This window comes from Arthrobacter sp. 05L428, from assembly GCF_056397665.1.
This window is the reverse complement of record NZ_JBFTNW010000001.1, coordinates 829,949-847,357: the sequence shown is the minus strand read 5'-3', so window position 1 is coordinate 847,357 and position 17,409 is coordinate 829,949. Positions and strand designations below refer to the sequence as shown.

Here is a 17,409-nt window from a genome sequence, read left to right as displayed (position 1 = left end):
TTCGGAGCCAGCACACAACTCACCGCCCCCGCTACCAGTAAACATGCGGGGGTGCCGCCTGCGCGGGATTCAGGCGCCGTTTTCTGCATTTCTTCTGCCGCGGGTTCTTGCGGCACGCGGGGGTTTACGGGACGCGGGCGCTGTACCCCGAGTACCGGGCCAGGCTGGTGTAGCCGGCCTTCGAGCCCACAACGCGCACACTCATGACGTCGTAGCGGTCGGCCCAGATGATCCGGTAGTAGCGGCCGGTGGCACCGGAGATTGCCGCGCCGGACCGGTACCACTGGTAGCGGAAAGCAGTGCCGGCGGTCCAAGTGCCGGTGTTGGCGGTCAGCGTGTACCCGTAGCGGGCGGAACCGGAGATCCATGGCCGCGTGGAAACAAGTGTTCCCGCCGCGATGGCACTGGTCGTGGCGGAATCCTTCACGATGGTGGTGTACCCCGCCTTGATCCCGCCGACCCGCAGCCGCATGATTTTCCCCTGATCGGCGCCCCCGAGGGTGTACTTGGGCCCGGTGGCCCGGCTGATGGGAAGACCGGAGCGGTACCACTGGTACTTCAGGAACGTGCCGGCAGTCCAGGTGCCCGGTACCGCTGTGAGCGTGTAGCCCACCTTGCGGGTGCCGCTGATCATTGGTGTCGGGCCGGTAAGGGTACCGCGCGCCACGGCAGCCGGCGAAGGCGAGTCAAGGGTAGCCGATCTCTGGTCGGGCCACGATGCCGTCACCCGGACCTTCAGGGTCTGGCCAAGGTCGCCGGCTCCGAGGGTGTAATGGGTCCCGGTAGCCCCGCTGACCGCTACGCCGGACCGGACCCATTGGTACTGGCGTGCCACGTCGGCCGGCCAGTCCTGGGGGCCGGCCGCCAGCGTCGAGCCGACCCTGGCCGTCCCCGAGAGGGAGGGCTGCGGGACCACTGCGACGGGACTGGTGGTGGCCGCACTCGGGTTGTAGCCGTCGGCGGAGCCGGTCACCGTGACGCTCAACAGGGCGCCTGCGTCCGTGGTCGCGGCCGGGTAGGTCACGGCCGTGGCGCCGGGGATCGCGACGCCGTCGCGCCTCCACTGGTAGCTCAGTGAGGCTCCTTCGGGCGACCACGTTCCCGCCGAAACCGTAAGCGCGTGTCCGACGACGGCGTCCCCGTCGATCCGCGGCACGCCGGCCGTGATGTAGGGGACGGCACTTGGCAGTACGGAGCCGACGGCGGCGGCCGCGTCCACTAGACCGTTGCCGCAGCCTCCTGTGCTGCAGGTGCCCGGCAGCGGCCTGGCCGTCTCCTTGAGGATTGTCTCGACCTGGGCCGGGGTGAGGGCCGGGTCCGCGGACAGCATGAGGGCCGCGACGCCGGCAACGTGTGGGGCGGCCATCGACGTGCCCTGCATGTAGCCGTACGTTTCGGAGCCCTGCACGGTGGTGCCATTGTTCCAGGTCGAGAGGATGGTGTTGGCCCGGCCGGTGGAGCTGTCGCCGCCGGGGGCGCTGACGTCGACCTCGGGACCGTAGTTGGAGTAGTAGGCCTTGTTGCCTTCACGTCCGGTCGCGCCGACGGTGATGATGTTGTTGCAGTTGGCCGGGGTGGAGCCGGAGGCGGGTGAATTCTCGTTGCCGGCGGCGGCGACGACGGTGACGCCCTGCGCGGCGGCGTAGTCGAGTGCGGACTGGAAGTAGCTGCCGCACTGGCCGGATCCGCCCAGGGACATGTTGATGACCCTGGCGGGGTTCGCGTTGGCCGGGACTCCCGTAACGGTTCCCCCGGCGGCCCAGACGACGGCGTCGGCGATGTCGCTAAGGTAGCCGCCACAGGTGCCGAGGGCCCGGACCGGGAGGATCTTGGCGGAGTAGGCGACGCCGGCGATGCCGATGCCGTTGTTGGCCGCCGCGCCGATCGTCCCGGCGACGTGGGTTCCGTGCCAGGACGACGATGAGCCGTTGCAGGAGTCCCCTGCGTCGCTGGCATCGCCGTCGCGGCCGTCCCCGTCGTTCGACTTAGTGCTGTCGGAGATGAAGTCGTAGCCCGGGAGGACGCTCGTCAGGTCGCTGTGGGGCGTGATGCCGGTATCGATGACGGCCACAACGGCGCCCAGGCCGGAAGTGGTGTCCCAGGCCGCGGGCACGCGCATCCCTGCAGTGTCTTCGGACAGGTCCCATTGCTGCGGGTACAGCGGATCGTTCGGGGTTGATGCCGGGCGGACGAAGGTGTCTGGCTCGGCGTATTCGACGTTGGACTGGACGCGCAGGGAGGCAAGGACTTTGTCGCTCCCCCGAGGGGTCAGCGCGCCGTCGGCCTGGACGACGGCCGCCCCGCGTGCCGTGGCGTGCAGCTCCTTGACGGAGACGCCCGAGCTCCTGGCCGCCTGGCCGTAAGCCTTGGCCCGGGCGTGGGCCGTACCGGCGGTTCCGGTCTTGAACTTCACGACGAAGCGGCCGCTGGCCCCCGCGGGGGGCGCCGAGGCAGTCGAGGGGGAAGCGACCGGGCGTGAATCGATGGCTGGATCCGTAGCCGCTGCGGCCGGGAAGGCGAAGAGGGTGCCAAGCAGGACAGCGCCCGTGCCCAGTGATGCGACGGCCGTGGAAAGACGCCTTGTGGTCATGCGGGTCCTCAGGGCATGGCCGGCGTCGGCCGGCGGACGGGCGAGAGCGGGAAACGTACGCGCTCAACCAGCCCCGGGTCTCCGAAAGAACTTTAACCCAGAAGCATCGGGTCTCGCCGCAAATTGCGGGAGCCCTTGGTCTTTCCTGCGCGTTTCCTGCCGGTGCAGACAGCAACGTCCTAACCTGTGAGCGGGGCGCGCGACGCTGTCCGGGGCCTTCTTAGGGAGCCCGGTCCCCGCGGCGCCTGAGCCCCAAAACTGCCCAGGCTGACAGGAGCAGGCCTCCGGCCGCCAGCAGGAACGCCCCCGCGCGCAGTTCAGGACCGCGGCCCTGTGAAACCTGCGCAACGACCGCGGGGGCCTCCGAAACGGCGGATTGCGGCGACGACGGCGTTCCCTCCGCCGCAGAGGGCGTAGCAGTGGCCCCGGCCGGGACCGAGGCCGCGCCCGATCCCTGGACCGGGGCCTTGGAGGGCGCCGCCCGGACGGCGGTTTTCGCGGAGGGGGCCGGTGCCGGGCTGGAGGGTGCGGCGGACGATGGTGCCGGAGCGGCCGGAGCGGCCGGCGGTGCCGACGGTGCTGCCGGAGCCGTAGCCGGGGGCTTGACGGTGCTCGACGGCGTCGGGGTGGGGGTGGCCGAGGGCTCGCATCGGCCCAGGGGGATCAACACGACCGGACCGCAGGGTTCGGCGTCGGCCGGGGCGGCGATAGCGAGGGTAGTGGAGGCAACCAAGGCAAGGACGGCCAGGGCCGTGACAGCCCAAGAGGCACTCTTACGCGTTCGCATCCTAGACATCCTACGTTCCACGGATCGGCGCCTCGGGATTTCCGGACAGCTCGCGCCCTTACGGCGCTGGCCCGGGCCTAGCGCCGACCGGCTGCCGCCAGCTGGAAATGGATGGGCAACGCGAGCTGGATCGGTTCAGTGCCCAGCGGCTCGTCGAGCAGCTCGTTGATCGAGGTCTGCCCTTCCAGCTCAGGCGGTGGCACCGTTTCCATAGGAAAACCTTATGCGAGCCTCCACCCGGGGAGGGGTCAGGACACGGGGTGGGCTGGATCAGGGAACAGCCCTATGCAGCCCCGCGTCAAACGCGGGACTCACGTTGCGACGGGACCGGCTGCCGGCGAACAGCGGCTAGGATTTCGCCGGCGCCTCTTCGTGAGGGTCGCAGCCCTCACAGAAAACAGTTGTGGCGTATTCGCCGCAGCACTGGCAGTGATGTTCCAGGGACCTGGCTTCGAGGACGTACCTTGTCATGACCTCATGCTCGCCCAGCAGGGCTGGCTTGAACCCAGTAGTAGCTACTTGTTTCCCGCGCCGGGCTATCGGGGTCCGGAGCAAGCGCCGGCAGTGCCCTAACTTGTCGGCGCCAGTGGGCGACCGCGGCCTAGTTGGCTTCGGCGGACACAGTAGGCTCCACCGCTGTGACGATCGCCTTCGCTTCCGTCGTGGACATGCGGTTGGCCAGTTCCCGGACCACGGACTGCAGCTCGTGCCGCAGGGAGTCGGGATCGATCGAAGCGGCGGCGAGCACCGAGCGCTCCATGTCCGCGGCCGCAACGACGGCTTCGCGGCCGCGGTCCGTCAGGGTGACGACGTGGCTGCGGCGGTCCGAGGCGCTGCGCTCCCTGGAGATGTGACCGTGGGCTTCAAGCCGGCTCAGGGTTTTGCCCATGGTCTGGGCTTGGACGCGGACCAATTGCGCCAATTGCGCTTGGGTCATGGGTCCTTGAGCGGAGAGCACTTCCATCGCAATGACCCCGGCATGGGTCAGGCCAATGGCCCCCAGCTTCTCGTTCCAGGAGTGTTCTACAAGGCGTGCTGCCGTGGACAATAGGCGGCCCGTGGGCCAGCGATCCATATCAGGCATACCAAAGAGTATAGCGATTGTGCGATTCGTGGGCCGCGCCCGGGCTCACTAGGCTGGAATTCCCTAAAATTGTCAAGGAGATAAACATGCCTGAACGACTCGTTCCCGGAGACGACGCGCCGGACTTCCAGCTGTTGGACTCGGCCGGACGCGAGGTCGGCCTGCAGGACTTCCGCGGCCGGAACACGGTGGTCTACTTCTATCCGGCGGCTGCCACGCCGGGCTGCACCAAGCAGGCCTGCGACTTCCGAGACTCACTGGCGGCCCTGCAGGGTGCGGGCTATGACGTCGTCGGCATCTCCCCCGATCCGGTCGCGAAGCTCGCGGGCTTCGCGGCGGCCGAAGGACTCAGCTTCCCGCTGCTCTCCGATCCGGACCACGCGGTGGCCGAGGCGTACGCGGCATGGGGTGAGAAGAAAAACTACGGCCGCACCTATGAGGGCCTGATCCGTTCCACCGTGGTGGTCGGTCCGGACGGCAAAGTCACCCTGGCGCAGTACAACGTGCGCGCTACCGGCCACGTCGCCAAGCTGCTCCGCGACCTGAAGCTGGACGCCTAGCTGCCCTGCCCCGCAGTTCGGCCCCGGCGCCGGGCTGCGGGGCAAAACTGTAGACTGGTGCCTGGCATCCGCCGTCGAGGGTCTTTCGGGCCCGCGAACGAAGGCGCCGCGCGCGAGTGGTGAAATTGGCAGACACGCAGGATTTAGGTTCCTGTGCCTTCGGGCGTGGGGGTTCAAGTCCCCCCTTGCGCACAATGCAAAACCCCGGTCTTCGGACCGGGGTTTTGCTGTTTAACTCTGGAACTAAACCGGGGACCGCCCCTCCCGCACCCGCCAAAAAGCCCGGAATCCCGGCGAAGCCGCCCGCCCGCCCCGCCGCCCTGAACCGGTTCCGAAAAAGAATTTCGATTCCCACCCATCTCTTTCCGCCAAGCCCGCGAATACCCATTGAGACACCAACCAAGGGTCGGTGCCCGACAGTCGGAGAAAGGCCACAGCGGCAAAAACGTCGCTGCAGGCAATGAAATCGGCACAACAAAGGAGAATCGAAATGCAGACCATCAAGCGCACGACTTTCGCCGTTGCAGGTATCGCTGCTGCAGCCATGCTCAGCCTCACTGCCTGCGGCGGTTCCAGCACGGGATCCAGCTCCTCGGCTCCCGCTTCCACGCCGTCGGAGTCCGCCATGTCTTCCAGCATGGCCCCGTCACCGTCCATGAGCTCCTCCGCCGCAGCGATGGACCCGGCAGCGGACCTCGTCGGCTCCGGTTGCGCCGCCTACGCCTCGCAGGTTCCCGACGGTAAGGGTTCCGTCGCCGGCATGGCGCTGGACCCGGTGGCCGTAGCCGCCTCCAACAACCCGATTCTGACCACCCTGACGGCCGCCGTCTCGGGCAAGCTCAACCCCAAGGTCAACCTGGTGGACACCCTGAACGGCAGCGAATTCACTGTCTTCGCTCCGACGGATGACGCGTTCAAAAAGATCGACGCCGCCACCATCAACAAGCTCAAGACGGACGATGCCCTGCTGAGCAAGATCCTCACCTACCACGTAGTTCCCGGCAAGATCAGCCCGTCTGAAATCGTGGGCACCCACAAGACCGTCCAGGGCGGTTCCGTGACCGTCACCGGCAGCAAGGACGCTCTCAAGGTCGACGGCGCCAACGTGGTCTGCGGTGGCGTCAAGACCGCCAACGCCACGGTCTACATGGTCGACTCGGTCCTGATGCCCAAGTAGGCATCACCAAGACCTCCTGACCCGGATCCAGCCTGACTCCCTGGATCCACCTGGAGAAACGAAGGCCCGCACCGGACGGTGCGGGCCTTCGCCTGTTCCCTCCGGGCGGGTCAACTAGACTGGGGCTGTTCCGCAGCCGGCGGCCAACAAGTTCCCAGAGGTGATTCCTTCAGTGCCCAGCAGTACCGCGCCCATCAGTACCGGCCCCCGCAGGGCGTTGCGCCGCATCGCGGCCGGCTTCGGCGCGGTCCTGCTCCTGCTGCCGCTGGCCTCGTGCACCGGAGCGCCCGGCCCCGCACCCTCGCCCACCTCCGCCAGCGCGTCCGACGCCGGGCCCACCGCCACTTTCACCTTTGGCACCGCCTCGCGCCCGCTCGGCCTGGATCCGGCCCTGGTGTCCGACGTCGACTCCTACCGCATCACCCGCCAGATCCTCGAGGGCCTGATCGGCGTCGACCAGACCAGCGGCAAGCCAACACCCCTGCTGGCTACCGAATGGACGACCAGCGACGACGGCCGCGCCTACACCTTCAAGCTCCGCGAGAACGTGAAGTTCCAGGACGGCACGGCCTTTAATGCGGCGGCCGTGTGCACAAATTTCAAGCGCTGGTTCAACTTCCCCGCCGCCCTCCGCAAGCAGGCACCCGGCAGCACCTTCAAGGGTGTGTTTATGGCGCACGCGGACCAGGCGTCGCTGTCCATCTACAAGGGCTGCACCGCGCTGGCGGCAAACAGCGTCCGGATCGATCTCACCCAGCCCTTCACCGGGTTCCTCCAGGCGCTCACCCTGCCCGCCTTCGCGATCTCCTCGCCGCACGCCCTGGCCGCACAGTCGGCCGACGTGCTGAACCAAAAGCGCGAAGGCCAGCCGGTGTCCGCCTACGCCCTGCACCCTGTAGGCACCGGCCCCTACGTCTTCGACTCCTGGGACAACAACACCGTCACCCTGAACAGCAACAGGCGCTACTGGGGCGACAAGGGCCAGATCGGGACCATCAACTTCGTCACCTACGACCACCCGCAGGCCCGGCTTCAGGCCCTGCTTGACGGGAAAATCGATGCCTACGATTCCGTGACCGTGGGCAACTTCGACCAGCTGGTCAAGCGCGGCAAACAGATCATCCAGCGCGATCCCTTCTCCGTCATGTACCTGGGCATGAACCAGGAAGTCCCGGTGCTGCGGAAGCTCAAGGTCCGCCAGGCGATCGAGATGGCCCTGGACAAGGACACCTTGATCCGGAAGTTCTTCATTGACAACACCGCCGCGGCCTCGCAATTCGTCCCGCCGAAGCTGAGCGGCTTCAACAACAACGCACCCTCCCTGGGCTACGACCAGAACAAGGCCAAGGAGCTCCTCGCCGAGTCCGGCTACAAGGGTGAGGAACTGAAGTTCTACTACCCGCTCAACGTCACCCGGCCCTACCTGCCGACCCCGGAAAAGGTCTACGCGGAGATCAGCCGCCAGCTCACCGCCGTCGGGCTCAACATCAAACCCGTTCCGGTCGAATGGTCCGACGGCTACCTCCAGAAGGTGACCTCCCCCGGCGACCACGCACTGCATCTGCTCGGCTGGAACGGGTCCTACGCGGATCCCGATAACTTCGTGGGCCCGCTTTTTGGTGAAAATACCGGTGAGTTCGGCTACCAGGACCCCCAGGTGTTCTCGAAAATCTCCCGCGCCCGGGGCCTGCCGGACGGCAAGGACCGGACAGAGCAGTACCAGACCATCAATGCGCAGATTGCCGCGACCGTGCCCGCCGTGCCGATTGCGTTCCCAATCTCGGCACTGGCTCTGTCAGACCGGGTGCTGAAGTACCCAGCGTCGCCGGTCCTGAACGAAGTTTTCACGAACGTCGAACTAAAGCCTTGACGGGACGGCCCAATTTCAGTTAGTGGGCCGTGCGGGGATATTCTGTGACAGCCAGAGCCGCTGCTATCGGAGACTGATTGTGACTTTCATTTCCAAGACCCAACATGCCGACGTCGTCCTGATTGGCGGCGGCATCATGAGCGCCACGCTGGGCGCCTTCCTGAAGCAGCTTGAGCCGAACTGGACCATTTCGCTCTTCGAGCGCCTGGACCAGCCGGGGCTTGAAAGCTCCGATCCGTGGAACAACGCCGGCACCGGCCACGCCGCCCTGTGTGAGCTTAACTACTCCCCCGCAGCCAAAGACGGCTCGGTGGACACAGCGAAGGCCCTGCACATCAACGAGCAGTTCCAGCTTTCCCGCCAGTTCTGGTCCCACCTGGTCACCAACAACCTGATCGGTTCCCCCAAGGGCTTCATCAACACCGTGCCGCACATGAGCTTCGTGGTCGGCGACGCCAACGTCAAGTTCCTGCGCACCCGCTACGAGGCGCTCAAGCCGAACCCCCTGTTCCGCTCGATGGAGTACTCCGAGGACCACGCCCAGATCGCCAAGTGGGCACCGTTGATCGTCAAGGGCCGCGATCCGAAGCAGCACATCGCCGCCACCCGCGCCGCCGAAGGCACCGACGTCGACTTCGGCGCCCTGACCCGCGAACTGACCGGCTACCTCGCCAACAACGGTGTGGAAACCAACTACGGCCACGACGTCACCGGCATCAAGCGTGCCTCCGACGGCGGCTGGGACCTTGCACTCAAGCACCCGCGCTCCGGCGAGCACGGCTCGATCCACGCGAACTTCGTCTTTGTCGGCGCCGGCGGCGGTGCGCTGCACCTGTTGCAGGCCTCCGGCATCCCGGAAAGCAAGGGCTTCGGCGGCTTCCCGGTCTCGGGCCAGTTCTTCCGCTGCACGGACGAGACCCTCGCCGGCCAGCACAGCGCCAAGGTTTACGGCCAGGCCTCCGTCGGCGCCCCGCCCATGTCCGTCCCGCACTTGGACACCCGGTTCGTCAACGGCAAGCGCTCACTGCTGTTCGGCCCGTACGCCGGTTTCTCCACGAACTTCCTGAAGAACGGCTCCTACATGGACCTGCCGCTGTCCATCCGGCCCTCCAACATCATTCCGATGCTTGCCGTGGCCAAGGACAACATGGATCTCACCGCATACCTGGTTAAGGAAGTCGCCAAGCGGCACGGAGCCAAGGTCGAGGCCCTGCGGGAGTACTACCCGGAGGCCAAGGACGGCGACTGGGAGCTCATCACCGCCGGCCAGCGGGTGCAGATCATCAAGAAGGATCCGAAGAAGGGCGGCGTGCTGCAGTTCGGCACCGAGGTCATCGCCGGCCGCGACGGCACCATCGGCGCCCTGCTTGGCGCCTCCCCGGGTGCCTCCACGGCCGTGCCGATCATGATCGAGCTGCTCCAGAAGTCCTTCCCCAAGAACTTCAAGGGCTGGCAGTCCAAGCTCAAGGAGATGATGCCGGGCTACGGCATCAAGCTCAACGAGAACCCGGACCTCGCCGCCAAGCTCGAGGCCGAGACGGCCGCGGCACTCCAGCTGGAGCCGATCAGCGCCACCCGCTGAAACTCTTCCGGGTTGCGGCACGTTCAATCCCTGTGACGTCACGCTGTGACGTACCTCCGTCGACCCATCAGGAGACCATGAGATGTTCCGGCTGGCCAAGCTTTCGCTAGGAAACCGGGCGCTGATCGCGCTGATCACCGTCTTCGCGTCGGTCTTCGGCGTAATCACGATGACCTCGCTCAAGCAGGAGCTCATCCCGTCCATCGAGTTCCCGCAGATCACGGTCATCACCTCGATGCCCGGGGCCTCTCCGGAAGTCGTAGACAAGCAGGTCAGCGGGCCGCTGGAGACGGCGCTCAACGGCGTCGAGGGGCTGGAGTCGACGTCGTCGACGTCGCGCAACGGCGTTTCGCAGATCACCCTGGCGTTCACCTACGGCTCCAACCTGGACCGTGCCCGGAACCAGATCGACCGCGCCATCTCCAACGCGAAGCAGGCGCTGCCGAAGGACGTCCAGCCGCAGGCGATCGCCGGCAGCATCAGCGACTTCCCGATCGTCTATCTTGCGGTCTCCTCGGACAAGCCGTTGAGCGAACTCAACGCGGACCTGGCCCGCCTGAGTGTGCCGCGGCTGCAGAAGCTCGACGGCGTGCGCGGCGCCGAAGTAACCGGCGGGGCCACCCAGCACATCAAGATCCTGCCGCGGCCGGCGGCCATGGCCGCCTCCGGCACCACCATCGCGTCCATCTCCGAGGCGCTGAAGAACAACGGCAGCCTGGTTCCGGCCGGCAGTATCGAGGAGCAGGGCAAGACGCTCTCGCTGCAGATCGGCAGCCCGGTGGATTCCCTTGACGCGATCAAGGCCCTGCCGCTGGGGGGCGCCCGCGACGCCGCGACAATCGGCAGCGTGGCGGACGTCAGCATCACCGAGGACGCCCGCACCTCGATCACCCGCACCAACGGCAAGGAAACGCTGGCCGTCTCGGTCACCAAGAAGCCCGAGGGCGACACGGTGGGCATCTCCCACGCGGTCAAGGACGCCATCCCGCAGCTTGAGGCCGAACTGGGGTCCAACGCCAAGTTCACCCCGGTGTTCGACCAGGCGCCGTTCATCGAGAAGTCCATCAAGGACCTCACCACGGAGGGCCTGCTGGGTCTGGGCTTCGCCGTCGCCGTCATCTTGCTGTTCCTGCTCTCGGTGCGCTCCACGCTGGTCACGGCCGTGTCCATCCCGCTGTCCCTGCTGATCACCTTCATCGGGCTCTCCGCGACCGGCTACTCGCTGAACATCCTGACCCTCGGCGCGCTGACGATCGCGATCGGCCGCGTGGTGGACGACTCGATCGTGGTGATCGAGAACATCAAGCGCCACCTCAGTTATGGCGAGCAGAAAATCACCGCCATCCTGACCTCCATCCGCGAGGTCGCCGGCGCAATCACCGCGTCCACGCTTACCACGGTGGCGGTCTTCCTGCCGATCGCGTTCGTCGCCGGACTCGCCGGTGAGCTGTTCCGGCCCTTCGCCCTCACCGTCACGATTGCTTTGGTCTCCTCGCTGCTGGTCTCGCTGACCATCGTTCCGGTGCTGGCTTACTGGTTCCTGCGGACCCCGGCGGACAAGGCCGGCGCCTACGTTTCCGAAGCCTCAGCCCGCGAGACCGCCGCGAAGGCCCACGAGGCCGAGCAGCGCAGCTTCCTGCAGCGCGGCTACCTCCCGATCCTGACCAAGACCCAACGGCACCCCGTCATCACCCTGGTGGCGGCCGTTTTGGTCCTCGGCGGCACCGCAGCGATGTCGCCGCTGCTCGCAACCGACCTGCTGGGCCGTTCCGGCGAAAACAGCATGACCGTGCGGCAGGCCCTTCCGGCCGGCACCAGCCTGGCGGAGGGCAGCGCCGCGGCCGTCAAGGTCGAGAAGACCCTGCGCGGCATCGACGGAATCAAGGACGTCCAGGTCACCACCGGCAACGCCCAGTCCGGCTTCTCAGCCTTGCAGTCCACGGGGGCGGCGAATTCCAGCTTCACCGTCGTGACCGAGGAGAAAGCCAACCAGGGCAAGCTGCAGGACACTGTCCGCAAGGAGCTCGCCAAGATCTCCGACGCTGGCAAGATCACGGTGGGTTCGCAGCAGGGCGGATTCGGCACGACGTCGACTGTCGACATCACGCTCAAGGCCGCCAGTTCCGCCGACCTCAAGACCGCCAGCGACGCCATGGTCAAGGCAATGGACGGGGTTCCCGGCTCGTCCGAGGTCAGCACCAACCTGGCCGCGAGCCAGCCCGTGGTCCAGGTCAAGGTGGACCGCGCCAAGGCCGTTGCGGCGGGCCTGAACGAACAGCAGGTCGCCGGCGTCCTGGCCGCCACGATCAGTCCGGTCCCGGCCGGCACCGTCCGCATCGGCACAAACGACTTCCCGGTCCGGATCGGCGAAGGCACCCGTTTCACCAGCATCGGCGCCGTGCGCGACCTCCCGCTGCCGACGGCGCGGGGCCCGGTCCCGCTGTCCTCGATCGCTTCCGTGGAACAGGTGGAGGTTCCGGTCTCGATTACGGCCAGCAACGGCCAGCGGACCGCTCGCGTCTCCGTCACGCCGTCGGGCGGAAACCTGGGTGCGGTAAGCACCGAGGTGCAGGACCGGCTCAAGTCGGTCCAGCTGCCGCCGGGCGTCACGGCAGAGATCGGCGGCGCCACCACGCAGCAGGCCGAGTCCTTCGGCCAACTGGGGCTGGCACTGCTGGCCGCCATCGCGATCGTTTACGTGATCATGGTCGCCGCGTTCAAATCCCTCGTGCAGCCGCTGATCCTGCTGGTCTCCATCCCGTTCGCAGCCACCGGCGCCATCGCGCTGCTGCTGGTGACGGGCGTCCCGCTGGGGCTGCCTTCGCTGATCGGCATGCTGATGCTGGTGGGAATTGTGGTGACCAACGCGATTGTGCTGATCGACCTGATCAACCAGTACCGCCAGCCGCGCAACGGCGAGCCCGGCATGAGCGTGGCGGACGCGATCACGCACGGCGCACGCCAGCGCCTCCGGCCGATCCTGATGACCGCGCTGGCCACCGTGTTCGCGCTGACCCCGATGGCTCTGGGACTGACCGGCGGCGGGGGCTTCATCTCGCAGCCGCTGGCCATCGTGGTGATCGGCGGCCTCATTTCCTCCACCGCCCTGACGCTGGTCCTGGTGCCCGTGCTGTACCGCTTGGTGGAGGGCCGGCGCGAACGGAAGGCGCTGCAGAAGGCCAACGGCGGCAAGGCCACCCACGGGCGCCGGGCCCAGCCCGCGCCGTCGGACGCCGCGGACGCCGTCGACCGGCTCGATGAGCAGGACGAGGCGGACGAGCCGAACGAGGCCGACGAACCGGACGAGGCACCGGCGCTCCGCAACTAAACTCCGCCCCCGCCCCTCCCCTCCCCAACTAGCTCGCAATAGTTGTCGTTTTGCCCGCTCAAAACGACAACTACTGCGAGCTAGTTGGGTTCGTGCGGCCCGGGCCTGTGGATAACCGCCTGGGCGCCGCCGGAATTTGCCAGCATGGGGCCATGAAGACGCCGCAGCCCCTGCCGGACCCGGTTGCCCGTGCGCCCTTCACCTTCCAGGAGGCGCTCGACGCCGGGGTCAGCTACCGCCGGCTCCGGCACCGCGGGCTAGCATCGCCGAGCCGTGGCATCCGGATTCCTTGCGCCGCGGAAACGCCGCCCGACCTGGAGCCGCTGGTACGGCCCTTCACCCGGATTACGGAATTCACGGCCGCCTCGCACGCCACGGCATTCCGGCTCTGGGAGATGCCTGGATTCCTACCGGGGGCGGATGATCCGGGCATCCACCTGTCGCGGCCTGACTCCATGGCCATCCCCCGGCGGACTGGCGTGATCGGCCACGTCGGTCAGTTCTTCCCCGATGAGATCGTGAGTATCGGCGGACTCCTCGTGACGACGCGGGTCCGTACCTGGCTCGATGTGTCCCGGTTGATGGGGGTGGACGAACTCACCGTGGTGGCCGACCATCTGATCCGTGTGCCGCGGGCTGACCTGGAGGGCCGCAGTGACCCCCACGCCAGCATCGCGGACCTGGCCGAGATGCTGGACCGGCACAAGGGCACTCCCGGAATCCGGAAGGCCCGGCTCGCCTTGGAGCAGGCCCGGGTCGGCGCGGACTCGGCTCCAGAGACCCGGCTGCGGCTTGCACTGACGCGGGCCGGTCTGCCCGAACCCGAGGTGAACCCGCGCACGGAGTTGCTCAACGGCGTCGTGCGTCAACCCGATCTGGCGTATCCGGAATTTCTGGTGGCGGTGGAATACGAAGGCGACGGGCACTCCGAGGCCTGGCAGGTGATCCGGGACATCACCCGCGAGGAAGACTTCAGCCGGGGCGGCTGGACGCTGGTCCGGTTGTCCAAACGCCACATGGCCAACGACGCCCGCTCTGCGGTGTCGAAGGTCCGCGCCGCGCTCCTGGACCGGGGCTGGAGGCCGCGTTGACCTTCCCAACTGGCTGGCAGTTGTTGTCGTTTTGGGCCCTCAAAACGACAACAACTGCGAGCTAGTTGGGGGCGGAAGCCGATTCGGCGGTGTGTGCGGGGGCGGGGTCCGGGTCGGAGAATGCCAGCTTGGGTACCAGCATCAGGGCTGCGGCCGCAGCCAGTCCGGTGACCCCGCAGATGGTCCACACCGTGAGGTAGCCCGCCAGCGGCGCCGCGGTCTGCCCGGCGGCGGCAGAACCAGCGTCGGCCAGGACGTGGTTGAGTAGGGCAATGCCGAACACCGCCGACGCGAAGGCCCCGCCGATGGTCTTGGTCGTGTTGGTCAGGCCCGTGGCCATCGCCGTCCGGTTCAGCGGCGCCGCAGCGGCCGCCGCCGAGGGCAGCGCCGCCACGAGCGCCCCGGAGCCGACGCCGGCCACCGCCATGTTGACCAGGGCCTCGGCCAGGCTGCCGTGGAAGGGCAGGAAGAGCAGGTAGCCCAGCCCCACCAAGGTCGCCGCGCCCACCAGGGTCCAGCGCGGGGTCAGCCGGCGCGTCACCACGGGGTACAGCAAAGCCCCCACCAGCAACGCCAGCACGTACACGCCGATGATGATCGAGACCTGGCCGGCGCGCAGCCCCAGCCCGTAGCCGTGTAGTGCAGGATCGGTCCGGGCGAAGGTGGAAAGCGGGGCCTGGGCGCCCAGCACGGATACCCCGAACAGCCCCGCGGTCAGCTGCACCGGCCACATGGACTTGGACCGCAGCATCCGGATGTCCACCAGCGGATCCCCGCGGCCCAGCTCGACGCGGGTGAACGGAACGAAGACCAGCAGGCCGGCCGCGACCAGCGCCCAGGCCCACCAGGCCCCGGGGCCGCCCAGCCGCATGAAGGTCAGTCCGGACGTGATCAGCAGGAGCCCGACGGCGAGCAACGCGAAGCCGCGGGTATCCACCCGGCCGCCGCTGCGCTCGGTGGATTCCGGCACCCCGAAGCGGATCGCGAACCAGCACGCCGTCACTGCCAGGGCAGGAAGCATCAGCACCAACTGCAGTTGCCCTGCGAAGGCTTCCACGAGGGCACCGGCCGCGAGGGCACCGGCGATGACGCCGAATTCCAGCGCGCCGACAAGGGCCCCGGCCGCGCGGCGGGTGCGGGCGGCGCCGTCGGGCAGCCCGTGCACCCGGCTGAAGACGAGGGCGATTTCCAGCGGCAGCCAGACCACATAGAAGCCCTGCAGCGACCACGCCGCGAGGAACGTCCAGAAATCCGGCGCCAGCGCCACGCCCCAAGAAGCGGCGGCGGTGAGCACGGTGGAGACGAGCAGGATCCTGCGATGTCCGTACAGGTCTCCCAGTTTCGCGAGCACCGGCACGGCCAGGGCACTGACCGTCAGCTGGGCGGCCTCGAACCAGTTGACGTCGGCGTCGTGGATCCCCAGGTGCCGGGCTATGTCGGTGAGGATGGGGGTGTAGTAGCCCTGCAGGATCCCGCTGGTGAGTTCCACCAGGCACAAAAAAGCGACAACGCGGCGCATGGCGCGACCTTCCGGGCGGGCTGGGCATCTGGCGGCCAGCCGATTGATTGCATCCTAGAGCCGGGCCCCGCGCGCTCCCCGCAGGACGTGGAATATCCCGGCGTGGCGGACGTTAAAGAGGGTGATAGATGCAAATGCATGTAAATCGGTTATAGTAGAAACAGCTCCCGGAAGTCTCCGGTCACGGAAAGGCACATCATGCAGATCGGCGTATTCAGCGTCAGCGATATCACCACCGACCCCACCACGGGGCGCACCCCCACGGAACACGAGCGCATCAAGGCCTCGGTTGCGATCGCCAAGAAGGTCGAAGAAATCGGCATGGATGTCTACGCCATCGGCGAGCACCACAACCGGCCGTTCTTCTCCTCCTCCCCCACCACCACGCTCGCCTACATCGCGGCGCAGACCGAGCGGATCATCCTCTCCACGGCCACCACGCTGATCACCACCAATGACCCGGTGAAGATCGCCGAGGACTTCGCGATGCTCCAGCACCTCGCCGACGGCCGGGTGGACCTGGTCCTGGGCCGCGGCAACACCGCCCCGGTCTACCCCTGGTTCGGCAAGAACATCCAGGACGGGATCGAACTCGCGATCGAGAACTACTCCCTGCTGCGCCGGCTCTGGGATGAGGACACGGTCAACTGGTCCGGCAAGCACCGCACCCCGCTGCAGAACTTCACGTCCACGCCGCGCCCGCTCGATGGCGTTGCTCCCTTCGTCTGGCACGGCTCCATCCGCACGCCGCAGATCGCTGAGGTGGCGGCGTACTACGGCGACGGCTTCTTTGCCAACAACATCTTCTGGCCCAAGGAGCACTACCAGCAGCTGATCGGCCTCTACCGCGAACGCTACGAGCACTACGGCCACGGCAAGGCGGACCAGGCGATTGTGGGCCTCGGCGGCCAGTTCTTCATGCGGAAGAACTCGCAGGACGCCGTGAAGGAGTTCCGCCCGTACTTCGACAACGCCCCCGTCTACGGCCACGGCCCCTCGCTCGAAGACTTCACCTCGCAGACCCCGCTGACGGTCGGCAGCCCACAGGAAGTCATCGAGAAGACCCTGACCTTCCGCGAGTACTTCGGCGACTACCAACGCCAGCTGTTCCTGATCGACCACGCCGGCCTGCCGTTGAAGACCGTCCTGGAGCAACTGGACCTGTTCGGCGAGGAAGTCCTGCCGGTGCTCCGCAAGGAATACGCCGAGAAGACTCCGGCCCACGTTCCCGAGCCGCCCACCCACGCCGGTCGCGTGGCCGCCTCGCTGGCGGTCCGTGAGGCCGCCCCGCAGGACGCCTGATGTCCACGAAGGCTGCGCCGGCGGAAGCTGGCCGGGCGGGGGTACCGGCGGAACCGGGCACCAGCCCGGCCTCCCCGGTGCGGCTCGCCGCGCAGACCTGGGAGTCGCTGTTCCGGGCCCAGGTCGCGGTGATGCGCCGGCTGCAGGCAGGACCTGCCTTCAAGTCCCTGGCCCTCAACGAGTACGACGTGCTGTTCACGCTCTCACGCTGCCCGTCCGGCTGGCTCCGCCAGAATGAGCTCAACGACCATGTGCTGCTGAGCCAGTCGAGCCTGAGCCGGCTGGTGGAGCGGCTGGAAAAGCGCGGCCTCGTGGAGCGCAGGCCCGCCCCCGACGACGGCCGCGGCGTCCTTATCCGGCTCACCGAAGCCGGGCGGGAACTGCAAAAGACGATCGGGCGGGAGCATGTCCGCGACATCGCCTCCCTGGTGGGCCCGGCGCTCACCGCCGAGGAACAGCGCGAGCTGCTGCGCCTGACGGAGAAGCTGCGGGCCTCGGTGGCGTCGCGCTAGCTGTCCT

13 protein-coding genes and 1 tRNA gene are annotated in these 17,409 nt (G+C 67.4%); 9 read left to right on the top strand and 5 right to left on the bottom strand.

Annotated elements, in window-relative coordinates:
* Window positions 1-124: 124 nt before the first annotated feature.
* From AC1DH3_RS03980 to AC1DH3_RS03965, 4 genes are all read right to left on the bottom strand, one after another.
* Window positions 125-2,590 carry a S8 family serine peptidase gene (locus AC1DH3_RS03980; RefSeq protein WP_476908624.1) on the bottom strand — a complete coding sequence of 822 codons (2,466 nt, stop codon included), beginning with the start codon at window positions 2,588-2,590 and terminating at the stop codon, window positions 125-127.
* A 317-nt stretch (window positions 2,591-2,907) separates the two neighbouring features.
* Window positions 2,908-3,240: a hypothetical protein gene (locus AC1DH3_RS03975; protein WP_476908623.1), complete on the bottom strand. Its 333-nt coding sequence runs from the start codon at window positions 3,238-3,240 to the stop codon at window positions 2,908-2,910.
* 214 nt (window positions 3,241-3,454) lie between these two features.
* Window positions 3,455-3,589 (bottom strand): hypothetical protein, encoded by a 135-nt coding sequence (locus AC1DH3_RS03970; RefSeq protein ID WP_441417421.1) that lies wholly within the window; start codon window positions 3,587-3,589, stop codon window positions 3,455-3,457.
* Window positions 3,590-3,978: 389 nt separating this feature from the next.
* Window positions 3,979-4,452 (bottom strand): MarR family winged helix-turn-helix transcriptional regulator, encoded by a 474-nt coding sequence (locus AC1DH3_RS03965; protein ID WP_441417862.1) that lies wholly within the window; start codon window positions 4,450-4,452, stop codon window positions 3,979-3,981.
* A gap of 95 nt (window positions 4,453-4,547) precedes the next feature.
* Here AC1DH3_RS03965 and bcp point away from each other — a divergent pair, with 95 nt between their 5' ends.
* From bcp to AC1DH3_RS03930, 7 genes are all read left to right on the top strand, one after another.
* Entirely contained in the window at window positions 4,548-5,021 is a 474-nt protein-coding gene (gene bcp / locus AC1DH3_RS03960) for a thioredoxin-dependent thiol peroxidase (protein WP_441417420.1), read from the top strand.
* A gap of 110 nt (window positions 5,022-5,131) precedes the next feature.
* A tRNA-Leu gene (locus AC1DH3_RS03955) sits at window positions 5,132-5,213 on the top strand.
* A 298-nt stretch (window positions 5,214-5,511) separates the two neighbouring features.
* A complete protein-coding gene (locus AC1DH3_RS03950) occupies window positions 5,512-6,198 on the top strand; it encodes a fasciclin domain-containing protein (RefSeq protein ID WP_441417419.1) in 687 nt (228 codons plus the stop codon).
* 217 nt (window positions 6,199-6,415) lie between these two features.
* Entirely contained in the window at window positions 6,416-8,068 is a 1,653-nt protein-coding gene (locus AC1DH3_RS03945; protein WP_476893374.1) for an ABC transporter substrate-binding protein, read from the top strand.
* 79 nt (window positions 8,069-8,147) lie between these two features.
* Window positions 8,148-9,650, top strand: a complete 1,503-nt coding sequence (locus tag AC1DH3_RS03940) for a malate:quinone oxidoreductase (protein WP_476908622.1) — start codon at window positions 8,148-8,150, stop codon at window positions 9,648-9,650.
* Window positions 9,651-9,732: 82 nt separating this feature from the next.
* On the top strand, window positions 9,733-12,978 hold the full coding sequence (locus AC1DH3_RS03935; RefSeq protein WP_476908621.1) for an efflux RND transporter permease subunit: 3,246 nt from the start codon (window positions 9,733-9,735) through the stop codon (window positions 12,976-12,978).
* Between the two features lie 152 nt (window positions 12,979-13,130).
* Window positions 13,131-14,069, top strand: a complete 939-nt coding sequence (locus AC1DH3_RS03930; RefSeq protein ID WP_476893351.1) for an endonuclease domain-containing protein — start codon at window positions 13,131-13,133, stop codon at window positions 14,067-14,069.
* 61 nt (window positions 14,070-14,130) lie between these two features.
* Here AC1DH3_RS03930 and AC1DH3_RS03925 read toward each other — a convergent pair whose 3' ends face one another.
* A complete protein-coding gene (locus AC1DH3_RS03925) occupies window positions 14,131-15,558 on the bottom strand; it encodes an MFS transporter (protein ID WP_476908620.1) in 1,428 nt (475 codons plus the stop codon).
* A gap of 228 nt (window positions 15,559-15,786) precedes the next feature.
* Between AC1DH3_RS03925 and AC1DH3_RS03920 the strand changes: the two genes are divergently transcribed.
* Complete coding sequence (locus AC1DH3_RS03920) at window positions 15,787-16,890, top strand: LLM class flavin-dependent oxidoreductase (RefSeq protein ID WP_476893350.1); 1,104 nt, start codon at window positions 15,787-15,789, stop codon at window positions 16,888-16,890.
* On the top strand, window positions 16,890-17,402 hold the full coding sequence (locus AC1DH3_RS03915) for a MarR family winged helix-turn-helix transcriptional regulator (RefSeq protein WP_476908619.1): 513 nt from the start codon (window positions 16,890-16,892) through the stop codon (window positions 17,400-17,402). Before AC1DH3_RS03920 ends, AC1DH3_RS03915 begins: the two co-directional genes overlap by 1 nt.
* The last annotated feature ends 7 nt before the right edge of the window (window positions 17,403-17,409 follow it).